Raw genomic sequence first — 18,841 nt, 5'->3', positions numbered from 1 at the left:
GGCACTGCACCGGGGGTTCTTTTTTTCCCCGCCGACAGGGCTCATCGCGGCCCGGGGTCGGGCACGGCCCGCGCGAGCGTCAGGGGGTCCGCTTCGGCCCGGCTGGCCCAGGTTTCCACCCCCGGGAACGCCTGGCCCAGGCGACGGGCGAGATCCTCCACGCCGGGTCGTTCCGTGGCGTGGTGCCCGGCGACGATCAGGCCGATCCCGTGTGCTTCGGCCTCCAAGGCCCGATGGAACCGGGCTTCCCCGGTCAGCAGCACGTCCGCGCCGAGGCGGATCGCATCGGTGAGGAAGTCATCCCCGGCGCCGCAGCAGATCGCCACCCGCGAGACGATCCGCCCGGAGTCGCCGACGAACTGGGTCGCCGGGGCGTCCAGAAGGTGAGCGACTCGCGCGGCCAGTTGCCCCAGGGGCTCGGCCGGCTCCAACCGGCCGATCCGCCCCGCGCCCGGGTCGACGGGCGGCCCCGAAGTGAGCGGGATCGCGTCAATGGCGGGCTCCTCGTAGGAGTGGGCCTCGCGGATCGCGGCGAGCACGGCCCGGAGCCGGTCGCCGGGGCAGACGAATTCGAGCCGCCATTCCCGGACCGTCTCGCGTCGGCCGGCCTCCCCGATCGTTGGGTTCGAATTTTCTCCGCCGAGGAAGGTCCCGAAGCCGGGCGAGCCGAACGAGCATTCGCGATACTCGCCGATCTCCCCCGCGCCGGCGCGGAACGAAGCCAACATCACCGCCTCGCGGTCCGATCGCGGCGCGAACACCACGACCTTGAACCGCGCCGAGTTGGCGGCCGGGCGGATCGGTCCCACCTCGGACAGCCCGAGCCGGGACGCGAGCCCGTCGTTGATCCCGCCGTTGGTGTTGTCGAAGGCAGTGTGCGGGCTCAAGATCGCCACCCCGGCGCGGGCCAGTCGCCAGAGCATCGCCGACTCGGGGCGGTCGGTGCGCAAGGTCTTGATCGGCTTGAACAGAATCGGGTGGTGGCTGACGATCGCAGCCGCCCCCCCCGCGATCGCCTCGTCGGCCGTCCGGGGCGTCACGGTCAGGCAAGTCATCACCCGAGCCACCGGGTCGGAGGGGTCGCCCCAGAGCAGTCCCACATTATCCCATAATTCCGCAAGCCGGCTCGGGGCAAACCCTTCGAGCCACGCGGCCAGTTCCGCTACCGTCGTCACGATGAGTCCTCGCCGGATTCCAGACGTTGGGCGACCCTTTGACCAATCGAACCCACCCACGGACCGCGGACGAATGGCCCCGGATTTTCCCGGAACACGACCGGGATGATCCCACGGACCGCGTTGGCGAGGAATACCTCGTCGGACGCGAGCAGGTCGTCCCGAGAAATCCCCGGGACGTCCCGGACCTCGCCCGGCAGCCGACTCGCATCCTCCAGAACGAACCCACGCATCACCCCGGGGACGATCGGCCCGTCGAGCGCGGGGATCAAGAGACATCCGCCCTTGACCGCGAACAGGCTGGTACGGCTCCCCTCCCAGTAAGCCCCGTCCGGGGTCCGGGACAGCACTTCATGAAACCCCCGGGCGCGGGCCGTCTCGAAGGCGGTTCGCCTCGACCAGTAGTTGAGCATCTTGTGCCGGGCCGTCGCGTCATCTCGGGCGACGGCCCATCCATCGAGCGCAACCGTCCAGGGATCGTTCTCCCAAACGAACCCAACCGGGGATCCCGGCGGGAGCGGCCCCGACCTCATCCAGACCACCGGCCCCGGCCCGCCCGGCTCGCCCCCGGTCGCGGTGATCCGCAGCATCCGGTCGCCCGCCTGACCCTCGGCGGCCAGCAGGTCGGCGACCGCGCGGGCGTCCGGGAAGGCGGCGGGGTCGATCGGCATCCCCAGTTCCCGGGCCGACCGGAGCATCCTCGCCCGGTGGGCCTCCAGCAAACAGGGCCGGCCACCCCAGGTCCGCGCCGTCTCGAAGAGTCCGAGTCCGTGCTCGAAGGTGCGGTCGGTGCAGGGGATGGCGAGGGCCTCATCGGGGAGGATCCGGCCGCCCGACCAGATCATCGCCCCCCCCCGCAGGACTCGATGGCCCGGCGGAGGCCCAGCCCCTTCTGGAGGGTCTCGGCATACTCGGCCTCGGGGGTCGAGTCGGCCACGATCCCACCGCCCACCTGGTAGGTGACCCGATTCCCCTCGACCGTCATTGTGCGAATCGCGATGTTGAACTCCGACGTCCCGCCCCGGCTCCAGTATCCCATCGCCCCGGTGTACACGCCCCGGCGGTGGGTCTCCAGCTCGTCGATGATCTCCATCGCCCGGATCTTGGGGGCGCCGGTGATCGAACCGCCCGGGAACATCGCCCGGACCACGTCGATCGGCCCGACATCGGGGCGGAGGCGGCCTTCCACGGTGCCGACCAGATGATGGACCTGCTCGAAGCTCTCGACCGCGACCGGCTCCGACACCCGGACCGAGCCGAACCGGCAGACCCGGCCCAGGTCGTTCCGCTCCAGGTCGACGATCATGGTCAGTTCGGCGCGATCCTTGATGCTCTCTTCCAGCTCCCGCTCCAGCCGGCGGTCCTCGTCGGGGTCGGCCGAGCGGGGGCGCGTCCCCTTGATCGGGCGGGTCACGATCCGGTCCCCCTGGGTCTTGTAGAAGGTCTCCGGGCTCGCCCCCACCACCGCCGACCCGTTCCAGCCGAAGAAGGCGGCGAACGGGGCCGGGCTCGCCCGCTTCAGGTGGAGGTAGAGGTCGAGCGCGTCGACCGGCCCCTCCGCCTGGAACCGCTGCGAGAGGTTGATCTGATAAACATCCCCCGCCTCGATGTAGTCGAGCGCCTTCCTCGCGGCGGCGAGGTAATCGCTCCGGGACATGATCGGGCGGGGTGTGCTCAATTGCGTCAAGCCCCGGGGCAGGGGGAGGGCCGCCAGGTCGGCCTTCCAGCGATCGGCACGGGCCGCCACCTTCTCGCGCGGCTCATCCAGGAGGTTCACCGCCCACAGCTCGCTGGCCTGCGTCTGGTGGTCGACCACCACGAACGTGTCGTAGAGGCCGAACCGGATCTCGGGGATGCCCGAATCGCGGCCCATCCGCCGAGGCAGCCGTTCCAGGCGGGTCGCCAGGTCGTAGCCCAGGAACCCGATCATCCCGCCCTGGAAGGGGGGGCCTTCCTCGTCCGTGGCGTCGCGCGAGTCGGCCAGCCGGAAGCGGTCCAGGAGGTAGGCCAGGGCCGGGAGCGGGTCGCTCTGCTTCTGGATGGTGATGTTGCGGCTCTCCCACCAGTAGCTCGACCCGTCGCTGGAGACGAACTCCATCCTCGGGCGGGCCGCCAGGATGCTCCAACGGCCCGAGCCGACGCTCTCCAGGAGCGCGGGCCGGTCCCAGGCACCGATCAGGGGAGCGAGTTCGTCCGGGGAGAGGCTCAGGGGCAGGCGGATCGGCGGGGCGGGCACGGATCGAGCGACTCCCGGGGAACCTGGGGCCTGCGGAGGGGGACCACCCCTCCGGTCGGGCGTGGGACGATACAATCTCTATCACATGCGGGTCGAATACCGCAAACCGTCACGAGGACAGCGAAAGGGCAGGTTGACCGATGATCCGTTCTCCCTTGGGCCTGAGGCTCGACCCGGCGCGGCCGATCCGGGACCAGATTCGCGGGGCCGCCCGGGTCGGCGCCCGGGGCATGGTCTTCGACGCGGCCGGCGAACTCGGCCCGTCGGCCCTGACCGAGACCGGCCGCCGCGAGCTGCGGCACATCCTCCGATCCGTCGAACTGGAGCTGATCGCCATCAGCCTCCCGACCCGCCGCCCGTTCGACACCCTCGACCAGCTCGAAGACCGGCTCCGCCGCGCCGACTCCGCGTTCGCGCTGGCCTACGACCTCGGGACCCGGCTGGCGCTGGCCCGGGTCGGGGCCCTGCCGCCGGCCGAGGACGCTGAACGCCGCGCCGCATTCGCGACGGCGTTGACCGAGTTGGGGAAGCGGGCCGACCACCGGGGCATCCGGTTCGCCATCGAGTCGGGCACCGAGCCGGGCGCCAGCCTGGCCGGTTTCCTGGATGAGCTGGCGATGCCCAGCCTGGCCGTGAGCCTCGACCCGTCGGGGTTGCTCAGGCAGGGGATCGACCCCGTGGCGGCCGCCCGCGAGCTGGACGTTCGCCTGGCCCATGCTTACGCCAACGACGCGGCCAGTTCGTCGCGGACGTTCACGGCAGTCAACCCGCGGGGGATGGGCTTCCCGCCCGGGGCGCTCGACTGGGAGGAGTACCTCGGGGCGTTGGAGGAGATCAACTACCGGGGCTACCTGACCATCTGGCCCGAGACGGACCGCGAGCCGCTGGCCCAGTTCACCCGGATGGCCGATCGCCTCCGGAGGTTCTGAATCCGCCTATCCGCGCCGGGGATCGTGCCCGGCGCGGAGGTGGGCCTGGGCCGCGGCCAGGCTCCGCGTGCTCAGGTCCATCGTGAACGGGTGGGCCGGGACGGCGTGCTGCGGGTCGGCCAGTTGCCAGGACAGGGCTAGCGCCGACCGGCCGAGATCGTGCGAGCCCGACGCCTCCCAGAACGAGGCCATCCAGAGGAGCATCCGCCGGTAGTGTTCGAGGCGGTCCTTGAGATGATGCTCGAACAGGTAGCGATAGGCGCCGGCGTCGCGATACGGGTCGGGCGGGCTCTCGCCCGACCGGAGGGCGATCTCCTCGGCGATGTCGTAGGTCAGGGCCGAGGCGTCGACCCAGTCCGGGCAGGCGTCCAGGATCATCCGCGCCGTATCGGCCATGCTGTCCAGGGCGTGATCGGCCAGGTCCTCGTCGCCGACCAGCCCGGGGAAGGGGCGGGGGACGAACTCCGGGCCGACCGTCCGTTCGAGCCAGTAGCGGAGGGCGGGCGTGGTGGTCCGGTCGCAGAGCAGGAGGCTGCCGGCGAGCAGGCCATCGGCCAGGCCGGGCATCCCCTCGACGAGGTCCCTGGTCTCGGACTCGGCGAACAGGTCGAGGAACCCCGACGCCAGGTCGGGCCGGTCTCCCACCTCGCCGATCACCTCGACCACCCCGCGCCAGACGTCGCACAGGAAGGTCGCGGCGACGGCCCGGCCCCGGTCCGTGGCGGTCAGGACGATCGATCCCCGTCCCGCGCCGTCGAGGGCCGTGACCAGGCACCCGGTCCGATGCGGGCGGGCCCGCTCGGGCCGGGCGAGCGCCCGGGCCACCTCGGCGCCGGCGTCGGGCCCGAGCCGGCGGGCCGCCCGCTCGCGGATCGAGGGATCGGGGTGATCGTGGGCGATCTCCGCCCAGGCCGCGCGGTGGTCGTCATCGTCGTCGGGCCGGGCGGCCAGGGCCGAGATCGCGGCGTGGCGGATTCGCGGCTCGTGGGCGAAGGCGAGGATCCGCAGGAAAGAGACCAGGCCCGGCCCCCCCGGCGCGTCGGCCAGGCCGGCCACGATCTCCTCGGCCACCTCGGGCTCGACCGCCCCCAGGGCCTGGAGCGCGACCCACGAGCCTTCGGGCTCGTCGTCCAGGTGGTCGGACAGGTCTTCGAGCGACCCGTCGGCGTCGATCGTCTCGTTCAGCTCGTCCAGGCGTTCGGCCAGCTCGGGGTAATCGACCAGCAGGCCCGCCCCTTCGAGCAGGGCCAGGGCCTCCCAGGACCGCTCGGGCGGGAGCCCGGGCTGGCCCAGCAGCGCATCGGCGAGGTCTTCCAGCAGCGCCGGGGTCGCGAACGCCTCGACCAGCCGGAGGACCGCCTCGGCGTCCCCACCGCCGAGGTCGGCCAGTCGGGAACGGGCCGCGACGCGGAGGCGGTCGGCCGGGAATTGCTCGACGAGCCGGGCCAGCCGGGCCTCGCGCTCCTCGTCCGAGAGGTCGCGTGCGTCGCGGAGTTCGTCGAGGATCGCCTCCGGCGTCTCCGCCGGCGCGGGGAGGGAGTCGGGCGAAGGCGAAGGGATCGCTTCCATGATCGGATCGGCCCTCGCGGGGGATATTCCGGCATTCCGGGAGAAGGGAAGTGGTCAGGAGTCGGCGGGGGGGGGGAGGGCGGGCGTGTCATCGCCCCGGGCCTTGGTCAGGCCGGCCCAGGACAGGTCCAGTTCGGTCTCGATGGTCGCGGACTCGTAGAGGTCGGCGACCAGTTCGGTGATGAACCGGCTCGGCTTGGTGATCAGGGTCGGCCCTCGCCCGCCCCGGGGCAGGGTGAGGGGATAGGTCAGCGTCAGCTCGTCCATGGCCCGGGTCACGGCGACGTAGAAGACCCGGCGCTCCTCGTCCTCGCCCCCCTCCTCGGACAAAGCCCGGGCGCCGGGGAATCCGTCCTCGATCAGCCGTGGGACGAAGACGCGGGACCATTCCAGCCCCTTGGACTGGTGGATCGTGCTGAGGACCAGGTGCTCGACCGGCTCCTCGGAGTCGAGCGTGTCCACGCCGTAGATGTCCCCGGCCAGGGTGAGGTCGGAGATCAGCTTCTCCAGGTCGTCGTAGCGGGCGGCGAGGACGCCGAGCTGCTCGATGTCGGCGATCCGGTTGTCGGCCCGTTCGTAGCGCGACCGGACCGTGTTGGGATAGCCGCCCTGGAGGAGCGCCGCGATCGCCGCGGCCGGGTTGGTCGCGGGCTGGGCCGCCTCGATCTTGCGGATGTCGGCGACCATCCCGGCGAAGAACCCCTTGGTCTTGGCCGGCACCAACGCCATCGTCCCGGCGGTGGCCAGGGCCTGGAGCGGCTCGGCCTCGTTGATCAGGCGATGGCACAGGGCGGACGCCTTGGCCGGGCCGACGCCCGGGAGCAGGAGCAGGATCCGCCGCCAGGCCGGCTCGTCGCGGGGGTTGACCAGGATCCGGAGGAACGAGAGGACATCCTTGATGTGGGCCTGTTCGAAGAACCGGAGCCCGCTCCGCATCGTGTAGGACACACCCCGCGCCACCAGCTCGGCCTGCAGGAGGATGCTGTCGTGGTGGTTGCGGTACAGGACGGCCATCTGCGAGAGCGGCACGCCATTCTCGCGATTTTCGAGGATCTGCTGGCAGAGGAAGTCCGACTCCTCGTAGGCGTCGGAGGTCGGCACCACCAGCGGGCGGACGCCCGGCGGCCGGGCGGAGACCAGCGTCTTGGCGAATCCCTGCGTATTCTTGGCGATGGATGCGTTGGTGAACGCCACGATCTCGGGCGTGGATCGGTAGTTCGTCTCCAGACGGAAGATCCGGGCGCCGGGGTTGCGTTCGGGGAACCGCAGGATGTTGTCGTAGTTGGCCCCCCGGAACTTGTAGATCGACTGGGCGTCGTCCCCCACGGCGGTCAGGTTGCCGGCCCCTTCGCGGGCGATCGTCTCGACGAGGTCGGCCTGGACCGCGTTGGTGTCCTGCATTTCATCGACGAGGACGTGGCGGAACATCCGGGCCTGGGCCCGCCTCTGCTCGGGGAACTCTTCCAGGAGCCGGGCCCAGAGGCCGAGCAAGTCGTCGTAGTCGAGGCAATTGGCGGCGAGCTTCCGCTTGCGGTAGGCCAGGTCGGCGGCGGCCAGGTTGGGCATCCATTCGAGCCATTCCGGGTGGCGTTCCTGGACCAGAGCGGCGAGCGGGCGGCGGACGTTGAACGCGAAGCTGAACAGGTGCTGGACCATGTTCGGCTTGGGGGCCATCCGGCCGGTGCCGACCAGCCCGGCGTCTTCCATCGCCAGCTTGACCAGGTCGAGCTGGTCCTCGCCGTCGAGGATCGTGAAGTTCTGGCCGTAGCCGAGGATCGGCGCGGCCTTCCGCAGGATCCGGTTGCCGATGTGGTGGAACGTCCCGGCCCAGATCTTCGCCGCCCGGGGCCCGATCAGGGCTTCGAGCCGCCCGACCATCTCGCGGGCGGCGCGGCGGGTGAAGGTGACCAGCAGGATCGACTCGGGGGCGACGCCCTGGGCGATCAGGTAGGCGACCCGGTAGGTGATGACCCGGGTCTTGCCCGAGCCCGGTCCGGCCAGGATCAGGTTGAACCCGTCGGGCGCGGTGACCGCGGCGTGCTGGGCCTGGTTGAGGTCGGCGGCGAACCGCGCCGCCAGCCGGTCGTCGCCCGATCTTTGGAGCCGGATCTTGCGCATGAGTCAGCCCGATTCACCTTGGGGCGGCCATCGAGACGATAGTATAGCCGAGACGGGGCCGCCGCACATGAGCGGAGGCCGGAACAGGACGGGCTCGACCCGGGCAAGGAGGCTCGCTACGATGTCGATCATGGAGGAAGGGATCGCCGCCCGGATCATCCGAGACCCCAGCGTCCGCCTGGTCGGGCGCCTGACGATCGACGAGGATGCGCTCACGCAATTCCTCGAAGACGAAGGGGTCGCGTCCTGGAAGACCGACGCCGAGGTGGCCGGCGAGAAGCTGGTCGAGGTCGCCGGACGGCTCTGCTACAAGAGCTACGCCCGTCCCCGCCCCGGCGGCAATGCGGCCTATCTCAAGCACATCCTCGAAGTCGGCCACGGCTCGGTGATCGAGCACGCGGTCTACAACTTCATCATCACCGGCGTGAGCCGGTCGTTCACCCACGAGCTGGTCCGCCACCGCGCCGGGTTCGCCTATAGCCAGCGGTCGCAGCGGTTCGTGGATGAAGGCGAATGCTCGTTCGTCGAGCCCGACGCCATCGCCGAGGATCCCGAACTCCATAAGATTTGGATGGACGCCGTCACGGCCAGCCACGAGGCCTACGCCCGGCTCGCCGAGGGGCTCGCATCGAGGTTCTCCGGGATCGAGGACAAGACCCTCCGGCGGAAGAAGGCCCGCGAGGCCGCCCGGAGCGTCCTGCCCAACGCCACGGAGACCCAGATCTTCGTGACCGCCAACGCCCGCGCCCTGCGGCACTTCATCGAGGCCCGCGGCGATGCGGCGGCCGACGCGGAGATCCGCAAGGTCGCCGTGGCCATGCTGCGGATCCTCCAGGCGGAGAGCCCGAACCTGTTCGGCGACTACGAGATCGTCTCCCAGGACGGGGCCGAACCTTCCGTGACCACGCCGTATCGTAAGGTATGACCGGAGCCCCACCCGGGGATCGCGCGAACGCGATCCCCGGGGGCGCCCGGCCGCGGGACGATTTCGACGAAGCGGGATGGACGCGGGCCGGGTCGTTGGGATAGCATGCATCGGTCGATCTTCCGTTCTGGCAATTCTCCCTGTGATGCTCGCCCGCCGGGATTCCCGAGATCCTCGGGCGTACTCCCCCGATCATACCTTCGCATTCCCTTTTCATTCCCGAATCCCCTCTCGAATCGAGCGAACATCGAGCCGTGGTCCGCGCGAACGTGGCGTCCCAAGGCTTCGGCGCGCCCGGGTCGACCCTCCGATCTTTCCTCCCCCCAGAATTGACAACCCGAGCATCGACATGAGCACCGCCGAACGCACCCATTCCGGTGTCCTGGAAATGCACCCGAAGGGCTACGGCTTCCTCCGCGATCCGTCCCGCAACTTCCGGGTGGGGAGCGGCGACGTCTACGTCGGCTCGCCCCTGCTGGCGAAGTTCCGGCTTAGGCAGGGCGTCCACCTCACCGGCGTGGTCGAGGATGCCGCCCGCAAGGGGGAAGGCCCGCGCCTGGCCGAGCTGATCGAGATCGACGGTCGGACACCCGAGCAATATCTGAATCTCCGCAAGTTCGACGAGTTGACCGCCGTCGATCCCCACGACCGGATCCGGCTGGAGACCCCGGGCGGCCCGCTCGGGCCCCGGGTCATGGACCTCCTGACGCCGATCGGCAAGGGCCAGCGCGGCCTGATCGTCGCCCCCCCCCGGTCGGGCAAGACGATCCTGCTCCAGCAGATGGCCGAGGCGGTGGCGACCAACCACCCGGAAGTGACGCTGCTGGTCCTCCTGATCGACGAACGGCCCGAGGAAGTGACCGAGATGCGCCGGTCCGTCCGGGGCGAGGTGATCGCCTCGTCGTCGGACCACGACACCGAGGAGCACATCCGCCTGGCCGAGCTGACCATCGACCGCGCCAAGAGGATGGCCGAGGGGGGCGGGCAGGTCCTGATCCTGCTCGACAGCCTGACCCGGCTGGCCCGCGCCTACAACAAGGGCTCCAACTCGGGCCGGACCATGTCCGGCGGAGTGGACATCAAGGCGCTGGATATCCCCAAGCGTCTGTTCGGGGCGGCCCGGACCTTCGACGAAGGGGGATCGATCACGGTGCTGGCCACCTGCCTGGTCGAGACCGGCAGCCGGATGGACGAGATCATCTTCCAGGAGTTCAAGGGGACCGGGAACATGGAGATCGTCCTGGACCGCAAGCTCGCCGAGAAGCGGATCTGGCCGGCGATCGACATCCAGATGTCGGGCACGCGCAAGGAAGAACGGCTGCTCGACCCCGAGACCCTGTCCCGCGTGACCCTGCTCCGCCGGACCCTGGTCGGGATGAAGCCGGCCGAGGCGATGGAGTCGCTCCTGAAGCAGATGTCCAAGTATCCCAGCAACGCGGCCTTCCTCGACAAGATCGGCCAGTTCCAGAAAGAGCGCTGATCCGGGGCCCGGAGGCGATCGCGGGGAGCCCGATGGCTCCCCTTGCCGGGTCGATGGCGGAGAGGTAGTCTGAACGGACCACTTCCCGCGTTCGGGACGAGATGCGTTCTCGCTTTCGCCGACCCACCGGAGCGTTCGCATGGCCGGCCCCCCCGACCCTGGTCGCAAGCCCAAGGCGCCGAAGCCGCCCGAGCCGCTGCCGCGGCTCTGGCGCATCGAGCCTTCGCCGGATGACGATGGGGACGCGGCCGACCGGCCCAAGAAGAAGCGGGCGGCGGGGGCGGGCACCGGCGATGATGCCGCGGCCCGGCCCAAGAAGAAGAAGTCGACCGAGTCGGACGACGCGCCCGATAAGACCTCGAAGATCGAGGAAACCCCGAAGTTCGACACCTACGAGACCCGCCAGCGGGTCCGTTGGATCATCGGCTCGGTGATGGCGTCGATCTTCCTGATCTTGCTCGTGATCGGGATCCGCAGGGTCCGCGTCGCCGATCCCGAGGCCGTCGTCAACAACGCCCCCGACCCGCGGGTCAAGCTCGCGGCCGAGGCCAAGGCACGGGTCGAGCAGGAGGCGCACAGCCTCCTCGGCAACGCCCAGTCGGCGGCCCGCAACGGCCGGATCCCCGCGGCGATCGACCTGTTCAACAAGGTAGCCAAGAACTATCCCAACACGGACGCGGCGCGCGAGGCGATGGAGTCCCTGGCGCGCCACCGGAAGAAGCTGCCCCTGCTCGCGGAAGCCCCCGGGGCGGGGGCCGCCCCCGTGACCCTCACGCCCGACACCAACGCGACCTCGACCGCCCCCGCGACCGTCGCCATGGCGCCGGCCGCTCCCGAGCCGGCCCCGGTGATCGTCCCGCCCAGGCCCCCGGCCATCGTCGCTCCGCCCCGGCCGGTCAAGGTGCTCCCGGCCGGATTCAAGGAGAAGCCGGACACCAAATTCCATGAATCCGGCTGGCCGATGGAGATCGTCGGCGGTCGCGACGGCGCCGAGATGGTGTTCGTGCCCGGTGGGACGTTCACCATGGGCCGCAACGACGGCGACCCGCCCGAACGCCCCGCGCACCAGGTCAAGCTGGCCAGCTACTACATCGACCGCCACGAGGTCACCGTCCGCCAGTACCAGCAATTCCTCAAGGAGGCGGGCCAGGTCGACGAACTGGACCGGCCCACGTCCAAGGCGAAGGAGAAGGAGAAGGACAAGGAATCGTCCGAGCCTTCGGCCTCGTCGGAGGATCATCCGGCCGTCAACGTCAGCGCCCGCAACGCCAATGCCTATTGCGTGTGGGCCGGCAAGAAGCTCCCGACCGAGGCCCAGTGGGAGATGGCCGCGCGGGGCCAGGATGGTCGGATCTATCCGTGGGGGAACGGCCCGCCCAACTGGGCCCCGCCCCGCGTGCCCAAGCAGATCGACCCGGTGATGAGCCAGCCCAGCGACGTCTCCCCCTACTGGGCCTTCGACATGGCCGGCAATGCCTGGGAGTGGACCGGCGATTACTACGACTCCCGCTACTTCCTCCAGTTCCGGGACACCGTCGCCAAGGATCCGGTCGGCCCGCCCCTGGGACGGTCCCGGCCGATCATGCTGACGGTCAAAGGAGGATCGAAGGACTGGAAGGTGTTCTGGCGAGAGGGGATGAGGATCGAGCAGAGGCATCCTTACCTGGGCTTCCGGGGCGTCCTGCAAGCCGAGAAGCCCGAGCCCCCCGCCCCCAAAGCTTCGGGCCCTTCGCCCAACCAGAACGGCATGCCGGTCGACCCCGGCCCGACGGGCGGCGTCGTCCCCTTCTGAGCCGAGCGACCCGGCCTGAAACACCGACGGGCGGCCGACCTCCGGGACTGGAGGTCGGCCGCCCGTGCGGATTGTGATGCGATCCCGACCCGGCAGGATCAGGGTTCGTTGGCGCCGACCTGGGCGTCGAGCACCTTGGCGATCTTGTGACGGGCCTCTTCCAGGTGGGCCCGGCAGGTGTCGTCGGTCACGGCATCCTTGTTATCGAGGGCCTTGCCGATCCGTTCGCCGATCTCGCGGAGGTGGAGCCGGGCCAGGCTCCGGGCGTCGGCCGGGTAGGACCCGCCCGATCCGCTGAACAGGATGAAGGCGAAGGCATCCTGGCTGGTGTTGCGGCGGTCGCCGAGGGCGATCGTGGCCAGGCGGCGGAGGTACTCGCGCTGGAGGTTGCGGCGGATCGTCGAGATCGTCACCTGGGGCTGGCCCAGCTCGGTGAAGATGCCGTCGGTCAGGGACCGGAAGACCTCGGCCATGGTCAGCGGCTTGGTCTCGGGGTCGGCCTGGAGTTCCTGATTCTGGAGATTGGTCAGGACGCGGGCCGAGAGGCAACGGTTCAGGGCGATCTTCTGGATCGCGAGGATGCGGTCGTTGATCGTGGCGTCGGAGCGATATCCCTCGGCGCCGAAGCCCTGATCCCAGTAGGTGTCCGCGAGGCGGCGGAGCAGGGCGGGGGAGAACTTGAAGGTCTTGTCGCCCAGGATGTGCTCGACCAGGAAGGCCAGGGCTTCCCTCTGCTTGGCGCCGGCGATCGGCACGATCGGGTCGTGGGCGTCCTTGTCCCCCTTGTGGTCGCGGTAGATCGACTGCCCGCCGATGTGGGAAGCGACCAGGGTCGCGGCGTTGCCGTACTGGGCCATGATGACCGAGAACGCCACCTTGGCCCGCGACCAGGATTCGCCGTCCTTGACGACCTTGCTGTCCAGGTCCTTGAGGAGCTGTTCGGACAGGGTGATTCGATCCTTGGCGAACCGGCAGGTATCCGAGCCGAGGTCGTAGGTGTTGACCGACGGGTCCTCGTTGACCATCCGATCGGTGTCGGACGCGAAGGCCAGGTCATGCTCCGGGGCCCGCGCGGCGATCTTTTTCAACTCGCCCGCCTCGTCCCCCGAAAGGTCCTTGTAGGCGTACTCGATCACCCAGTAGTCGTAGGGCCCGAGGGTGGTCGTGATGAAGTCGCCCTGCTTCTGCCCCTTGGGGACGATATTGATAGGGTTGTAGTCCATCACGCTGCCCGACTGCCCCTTGACCCGGGTGATCGCCGTGTCGTTGAGCTGGTCGGCGTCGAGCATGGTGCTCGCCTTGAAGTTGTGCCGCAGGCCGAGCGAGTGGCCGACCTCGTGCATCACGACTTCCTTGATCATCTGGCCCAGGAATTCCTCGGGGAGCTTGGCCTCGGGGTTGGGCTTGTCCTTGTCGCCGGCGACATCGGCCAGCGCCAGGGCGGCCAGGCCCAGTTCGCTGGTCATCCCGGTGCTCATCCGGCAGGCGTTGTTCTTGCCGGTGCCCAGGCGGCGCATCAGCTGGAGCTGGAGCCCGGTCCATTCGGCGGGCACGGCGGCCAGGCCGTCCTTGCCCATCGCCGTGGCGGCGTCGAGGCGGCCGAAGCCTTCCTTATCGGCGAGGATCGGGCTGATGACCTCGCCCATCGCCAGCATCCGGGGCGACGCCTCCTGCCCGGCGGCCGGGGGTGCGCCGGATCCGGTCAGCATGGCGTACTGGGTCTTCCAGTACTTGATCCAGCTCGCGTCGAAGATCACGTCGCCGTCGATCATCTCCCCGGTCAGGGGGTTGGACCGCAGGCAGGACATGGCGTAGGTCTGGTTGGTCGTGATCCAGCGGAAGGTGCAATAGTTGATGTCTTCGGGGTCGAAGTCGTCGCGGCCCGGCTCCTGCCAGCGGACGGCGATCGCCTCGCGGAAGCCGGCCTTCTCGAAGGCCTTGTTCCATTCGCGGATGCCTTCCTCGACATACGGCCGGTATTCGATCGGGACGGTATCCTCGATGTACCAGACGATCTGCTTCTTGGGCGGGGAGAGCTTGGCCTTGGGGTCGGCCTTCTCCAGCCGCCAGCGGTTGATGTAGCGGACGATGTTGGAATCGGGATCGGCCTGGCCGAAGTCCTTGACCGCGTTGAGGAAGTGGCCCACCCGGTCGTCCGCCACGCGGGGCTTATAGCCGCCGTCGGGCAGCTTGACCAGGCTGTAGTGGATGACCATGGTCACGCCGCGACGATCGGCCACGCCGTCATCGCCCCCGAACATCATCCCCCGGCCGCCTCCGGCGAAGGTGGTCTGGACCTGGAGTTCCAGGTTGTTGGCGAAGGTGTTGACCTTGAACCAGTTGGTCCGGCTCCGGTCGACCATGCCGAGGCCGACCTGGGCGAAGTCGGTGAAGTAGATCTCCGACAGGTCGATCACCACGGACATGCCGCCGCCCGGATTCAGGCTGACGATTGGCAGGGCCATCAGGATCGAGTCGGTGTAATTCTGCTTGACGGCCTTCTCGGTCGGGCTGCCGGCGGGCGCCTTGTAGTGGATGTTGCGGCGGATCACCTGGACCCGATCGCCGGCGCGATGGAAGGTGATGACCGCCTCGTCCTCGCCCGCGGACAGCGGCTCGCCGGCCCGGGCCATGCCGCGGGCGATCGCCGCCAGGGCCAGCATCGGCTGGTCGAACTGGAACGGCTTGATCTCGGCGTAGAGGTGCTGTTCCTTCTGGTAGAGGGTGAACAGGCCTTCGTGCTTCTGGGCCCCTTCGGTCACCTCGGAGAAATCGCGATATTTGCGCGGATCGTTGATGCCCGGCGAGCCCGTGCCGCCGCCCCCGCCGCCCCGGGACTTCAGGATCGATTCGATATCGAGATTCGCGGGCGAGCCCGCCGGCGGCGTGGTCGGCTTCTCGTCGGCTCGGCCCTGGGTGATCGTCGCGGACATCATCGTCAACGCGAGGCCCCAGGCCATCGCATCCCGGAACATCATGGTGCATCTCCAGCGGGTTGCATCGGGGCGAGTGAGAGTCGGGAGTGAGGGCGGCCGGGCGTGGCCGCCGTCGGAGGCCCCACGGCCGGGGCCCGGTCGATGCGAGGCCGAGAGGAGGGCCTGGCACGGACCAAGGAATGCCCTTCCATCATCGGCGTCGGACGCCCGTGCGACAAGGGGTCAATCTCGATGGGCTGGGCGAACTCGCGCGGTTATGCCGATCCTGAGGGTTCTTCCTTACGATGCCCATCGGGCCGATGTTCGAGCCCTGCGCGATCGGCCTCGGCCTCGAACCAGCGGACCGACCGTTCAATGCTCTCGCGGTAGCCGAGTTCGGGCCGCCAGCACAGCCGGGCCTGGGCCTTCTCGGTGCTATAGGAGAGCGAACGCCCCATCAGCCAGGTGGCATACCGGGTGATCATCGGGGGCCGACGCGACCGGGCCGTCCGGTAGATCGCCTCCAGGACGAAGGCGATGGCGTAGACCGCGTGGTACGAGACCTTGCGGCGGACGGGCGGGGCGCCGGTCGCGCGGACGAACTCGGCGAGGTAGTCGCGCTGCGAGATCCAACCCTGATGGGTGATGTTGTAGGCCTCGCCGACCGAGCCGGGGTCGCGGGCGGCCAGGATCGCCGCATCGGCGACGTTGCCCGCATAGACGGCGCTGATCGGGTTGTCCCCCGGCCCGATCAAAGGGACCTTGCCGGCGCGGAGCCGGCCGGCGAGCCGGGCGATCGTGGTCCGGTCGCGCTCTCCGTACAGCCAACTCGGCCGGATGATGGTCAGGGGCAGGCCCCGGTCGGCCGCGAGCCGCCAGAGGATCCGCTCGCACTCCACCTTGCTCCGGGTGTAGTAGTCCCAGAACCGCCAGAAGTTCTGGCCGAGCGGCGCCTCCTCGGTGATCGGCGGGCTGCCCTCGGCGGGATGTCCGTAGGCGCTCGTGGAGCTGATGTGGAGGAACCGGCCCACGCCCGATTCCAGGGCGGCCTCGGCCAGGACCCGCGTGGCATCCAGGCACCCCGACTGGAACTCGGGCCAGCGGCCCCAATCGCCGACCTTCGCGGCGCAATGATAGACCTCGTCCACGCCCCGGGTCGCCTCCCGGCACGAGGCCGGGTCGGTCAGGTCGCCCACGACCAGCTCGGCCCCCAGCGTCCGGAGGAATCGCGTGTCCGAAGCGGGCCGGATCAGCGCCCGGACCCGGTCCCCCCGGGCCGCGAGCCGTTCGGCGATGTGGCTGCCGAGCAATCCGGTCCCGCCCGTGACCAGGGCGAGCTTCGCCGCCGATGGGTCCGCCATGCCTTCGCACCTCGCGTTCAATAACCGATGACATGGCAATGACTTGGGAACCCGAGGCGTCGGTCTCGGGCATTTCCCGAAATTCCTTGAGGGAAGACGGCGCTCGCCGCGGTCCCGTTGTCAGTATGCCGCATCTCAGACGGGATGCGGCGGCCAAGATTGGCGAAACGGTCGCTGGCTCCCGACCCCCTGGAACCACCATGCCGGAAGATACCATCGATCCCGGTCTGCTCGAGCAGACCAAGACGCAGATCCGCAAGCTGGTGGCCGAGATCGCCGAACTGGCCGAATCGGACATCCAACCCCCCGAATTCTACGTGGAGTTCCTCAACCGGGCCGTGGCCGCCGTGGCCGCGTCGGGCGGGGCGCTCTGGCTGATGGACGGGCGGGGGAGCATCAAGCTCCAGCAGCAGATCGAGTTCCATCTTTCCGGCCTGCTGGACGGGCGGGTCCGCACCCAGCCCCACGACGCCCTCCTCGGCTGCATGATCCAGGCGTCCTCGCCCCAGATCATCCCGCCCGGGGCGACCATCGAAGGCGTGCCCAACGCCGGCAACCCGACCGCCTACACGCTGATCCTGGCCCCCCTGATCGTCGACAAGCAGATCGTCGGCCTGGTCGAGATCCTGATGGATCCGAACCGCAGGGCGGCGCAGCAGAAGAGCACGCTCCGGTTCGTCGGCGACCTCTGCGACCTGGCCGCGTCCTACCTCAAGAACCGCCAGATGCGGCAGATGATGTCGCAGCAGCGGTTGTGGAACCAGCTGGAAACGTTCACCCACGCGATCCACGGGACGCTCGACCTCAAGGAAGCGTCGTTCGCGGTGGCCAACGACGGCAAGAGGCTGGTGGGTTGCGACCGCCTGAGCGTGGCGCTCAAGGTCGGCGGCCGGACGATGATCGAGGCCGTCAGCGGCCAGGAAGTCGTCGAGCAGCGGGCCAACCTGATCCGCGAACTGACCAAGCTCTGCAAGGCCGTGATCCGGTCGGGCGACGACCTGGTCTACACGGGCAACACCGAGGGGTTCGCCCCCGACCTCCGCGACTGCCTGGAGGCCTACGTCGACGAGTCCGGCTCCAAGGCCATCATCGTCACGCTGCTGCACAAGCCCGAGTCCGACCCCGCCAAGGAGAAGGTCCCGTTCGGATGCCTGGTCGCCGAGCAGATCGGCGACGAGATCGCCTCGACCGACGCCCAGGCCCGCTGCGAGGTCGTCGCACGCCACGCCTCCACCGCCCTGTGGAATGCGTCCGAGGCCGACAAGGCGCTCATGCCCCTGCTGAAGATGGTCGGCTCCCCCTGGCGGTTCTTCCGCGGGCGGAACCTGGCCAAGCTCGTCGCCGGCCTCCTGGCCGTGGTCGGGCTGCTGCTGGTCCTCACCTTCGTCCCCTGGCAGCTCACCATCGAGGGCCGCGGGTCGCTGCTGCCCGAGGCCCGGCGTAACCTCTATGCCCCGGTCCCGGGGATCGTCGCCCGGGTGCTCGTCGACCACGGCCAGTTCGTCCACGAGGGGGACGTGGTCGCCGAGATGGAGAGCCGCGAGCTGGAGAAGGAGCTGAAGCAGCGGATCTACGACAAGAACGGGGCGGAAGCCTCGATGATGCACCTCAACCTCCAGGCCATGAACTTCGTGGGCCGCGAGGAAGAGCGGAACTCGCTCCGGGGCCAGGCCGACGAGGCCCGCATCAAGGCCAAGGGGGCCCAGCAGCAGATCGAGGTGATCCAGGAGCAGATCAAGTCGATGAAGATCCTCGCCCCCCAGGACGGGATCATCACGACCTGGGAGCCCAAGAAGAACCTGGAAGGCCGCCCGGTCGAGATCGGCCAGGAGCTGCTCCAGATCGCGGCGGTCGGCGGCGAGTGGATCATGGAGGTCGAGGTCCCCGACGACGACATGGGGCCGATCCTCCGGGCCAACAGCAAGCTCCAGGCGGAGATCAAGGCCGGGACCAAGCCCCCGGGCTCGACCCTCCAGGCCTACTTCGTCACGGCCACCGACCCCGAGCATCGCTACCCGGGCTATGTCCGCCAGATCGGCTCGAAGGCCGAGACGGTCGAGACCAAGCACGTGGTCAAGGTGACGGTCGGCTTCCCGGAGAAGGTCCGCCAGGACTTCAAGGACCGGAACCAGACGCTCCGCCCCGGCTCCGAGGTCCGAGCCCGGGTCCAGTGCGGCGACGCCCGGCTGGCCTACGTCCTGCTCCGCGACGTCGTCCACGTCTTCTACGAGACGGTCCTGTTCCGCTGGCCGTTCCTCCGCTGAAATCCGTCGCCCTTCGGGGGCCGCGTGCGGGGTGCGTCCGACGCACCCCCGCGGCCGCCGATCCGATCGTCACCCGG

At 69.4% G+C, this 18,841-nt stretch carries 12 protein-coding genes; 5 read left to right on the top strand and 7 right to left on the bottom strand.

Translation table 11 applies throughout. The features are described from left to right. Nucleotides 1-41: 41 nt before the first annotated feature. The 3 genes from TA3x_RS22290 to pabB are packed head-to-tail and all read right to left on the bottom strand — an operon-like array spanning nt 42 to nt 3,411. Nucleotides 42-1,175 carry a Nif3-like dinuclear metal center hexameric protein gene (locus TA3x_RS22290; protein WP_435016877.1) on the bottom strand — a complete coding sequence of 378 codons (1,134 nt, stop codon included), beginning with the start codon at nt 1,173-1,175 and terminating at the stop codon, nt 42-44. Next, nucleotides 1,172-2,020 carry an aminotransferase class IV gene (locus TA3x_RS22285; protein WP_435016876.1) on the bottom strand — a complete coding sequence of 283 codons (849 nt, stop codon included), beginning with the start codon at nt 2,018-2,020 and terminating at the stop codon, nt 1,172-1,174. Before TA3x_RS22285 ends, TA3x_RS22290 begins: the two co-directional genes overlap by 4 nt. Beyond that, nucleotides 2,017-3,411: an aminodeoxychorismate synthase component I gene (pabB, locus tag TA3x_RS22280; protein WP_435016875.1), complete on the bottom strand. Its 1,395-nt coding sequence runs from the start codon at nt 3,409-3,411 to the stop codon at nt 2,017-2,019. Before pabB ends, TA3x_RS22285 begins: the two co-directional genes overlap by 4 nt. 140 nt (nt 3,412-3,551) lie before the next feature. On the opposite strand from pabB, the gene TA3x_RS22275 reads away from it, so the two are divergent. Further along, nucleotides 3,552-4,340: a sugar phosphate isomerase/epimerase family protein gene (locus tag TA3x_RS22275; RefSeq protein ID WP_435016874.1), complete on the top strand. Its 789-nt coding sequence runs from the start codon at nt 3,552-3,554 to the stop codon at nt 4,338-4,340. A gap of 6 nt (nt 4,341-4,346) precedes the next feature. Here the strand turns inward: TA3x_RS22275 and TA3x_RS22270 are convergent, their stop codons facing one another. Both TA3x_RS22270 and TA3x_RS22265 read right to left on the bottom strand, forming a co-directional pair. Beyond that, nucleotides 4,347-5,909: a hypothetical protein gene (locus TA3x_RS22270; RefSeq protein ID WP_435016873.1), complete on the bottom strand. Its 1,563-nt coding sequence runs from the start codon at nt 5,907-5,909 to the stop codon at nt 4,347-4,349. A 54-nt stretch (nt 5,910-5,963) separates the two neighbouring features. Further along, nucleotides 5,964-8,027: an ATP-dependent helicase gene (locus TA3x_RS22265; RefSeq protein ID WP_435016872.1), complete on the bottom strand. Its 2,064-nt coding sequence runs from the start codon at nt 8,025-8,027 to the stop codon at nt 5,964-5,966. A gap of 121 nt (nt 8,028-8,148) precedes the next feature. Between TA3x_RS22265 and thyX the strand changes: the two genes are divergently transcribed. The 3 genes from thyX to TA3x_RS22250 all read left to right on the top strand — a co-directional run bounded on the left by thyX (nt 8,149) and on the right by TA3x_RS22250 (nt 12,224). After that, a complete protein-coding gene (gene thyX, locus TA3x_RS22260) occupies nt 8,149-8,952 on the top strand; it encodes an FAD-dependent thymidylate synthase (protein ID WP_435016871.1) in 804 nt (267 codons plus the stop codon). Nucleotides 8,953-9,301: 349 nt separating this feature from the next. Continuing rightward, complete coding sequence (gene rho, locus TA3x_RS22255; protein ID WP_435016870.1) at nt 9,302-10,432, top strand: transcription termination factor Rho; 1,131 nt, start codon at nt 9,302-9,304, stop codon at nt 10,430-10,432. A 139-nt stretch (nt 10,433-10,571) separates the two neighbouring features. Beyond that, nucleotides 10,572-12,224: an SUMF1/EgtB/PvdO family nonheme iron enzyme gene (locus tag TA3x_RS22250; RefSeq protein WP_435016869.1), complete on the top strand. Its 1,653-nt coding sequence runs from the start codon at nt 10,572-10,574 to the stop codon at nt 12,222-12,224. A 98-nt stretch (nt 12,225-12,322) separates the two neighbouring features. Here TA3x_RS22250 and TA3x_RS22245 read toward each other — a convergent pair whose 3' ends face one another. Next, nucleotides 12,323-15,202: a zinc-dependent metalloprotease gene (locus tag TA3x_RS22245; protein ID WP_435016868.1), complete on the bottom strand. Its 2,880-nt coding sequence runs from the start codon at nt 15,200-15,202 to the stop codon at nt 12,323-12,325. 212 nt (nt 15,203-15,414) lie between these two features. Further along, nucleotides 15,415-16,500 (bottom strand): NAD-dependent epimerase/dehydratase family protein, encoded by a 1,086-nt coding sequence (locus tag TA3x_RS22240; RefSeq protein ID WP_435016867.1) that lies wholly within the window; start codon nt 16,498-16,500, stop codon nt 15,415-15,417. 200 nt (nt 16,501-16,700) lie between these two features. Between TA3x_RS22240 and TA3x_RS22235 the strand changes: the two genes are divergently transcribed. Next, nucleotides 16,701-18,764 carry an efflux RND transporter periplasmic adaptor subunit gene (locus TA3x_RS22235; RefSeq protein WP_435016866.1) on the top strand — a complete coding sequence of 688 codons (2,064 nt, stop codon included), beginning with the start codon at nt 16,701-16,703 and terminating at the stop codon, nt 18,762-18,764. Nucleotides 18,765-18,841 lie beyond the last annotated feature (77 nt).

Source organism: Tundrisphaera macrotermitis (assembly GCF_051175315.1).
In the GTDB taxonomy this organism is placed as follows: Bacteria; Planctomycetota; Planctomycetia; order Isosphaerales; family Isosphaeraceae; genus Tundrisphaera.
This window is presented reverse-complemented; position numbering and strand designations above follow the sequence as displayed.

Bases quoted from the DNA above. Each gene is read 5' to 3' on its own strand.
- TA3x_RS22285 (WP_435016876.1), bottom strand. From the start codon at position 2,020: ATGATCTGGTCGGGCGGCCGGATCCTCCCCGATGAGGCCCTCGCCATC.
- TA3x_RS22275 (WP_435016874.1), top strand. From the start codon at position 3,552: ATGATCCGTTCTCCCTTGGGCCTGAGGCTCGACCCGGCGCGGCCGATC.
- TA3x_RS22270 (WP_435016873.1), bottom strand. From the start codon at position 5,909: ATGGAAGCGATCCCTTCGCCTTCGCCCGACTCCCTCCCCGCGCCGGCG.
- TA3x_RS22265 (WP_435016872.1), bottom strand. From the start codon at position 8,027: ATGCGCAAGATCCGGCTCCAAAGATCGGGCGACGACCGGCTGGCGGCG.
- thyX (WP_435016871.1), top strand. From the start codon at position 8,149: ATGTCGATCATGGAGGAAGGGATCGCCGCCCGGATCATCCGAGACCCC.
- rho (WP_435016870.1), top strand. From the start codon at position 9,302: ATGAGCACCGCCGAACGCACCCATTCCGGTGTCCTGGAAATGCACCCG.
- TA3x_RS22250 (WP_435016869.1), top strand. From the start codon at position 10,572: ATGGCCGGCCCCCCCGACCCTGGTCGCAAGCCCAAGGCGCCGAAGCCG.
- TA3x_RS22245 (WP_435016868.1), bottom strand. From the start codon at position 15,202: ATGATGTTCCGGGATGCGATGGCCTGGGGCCTCGCGTTGACGATGATG.
- TA3x_RS22240 (WP_435016867.1), bottom strand. From the start codon at position 16,500: ATGGCGGACCCATCGGCGGCGAAGCTCGCCCTGGTCACGGGCGGGACC.
- TA3x_RS22235 (WP_435016866.1), top strand. From the start codon at position 16,701: ATGCCGGAAGATACCATCGATCCCGGTCTGCTCGAGCAGACCAAGACG.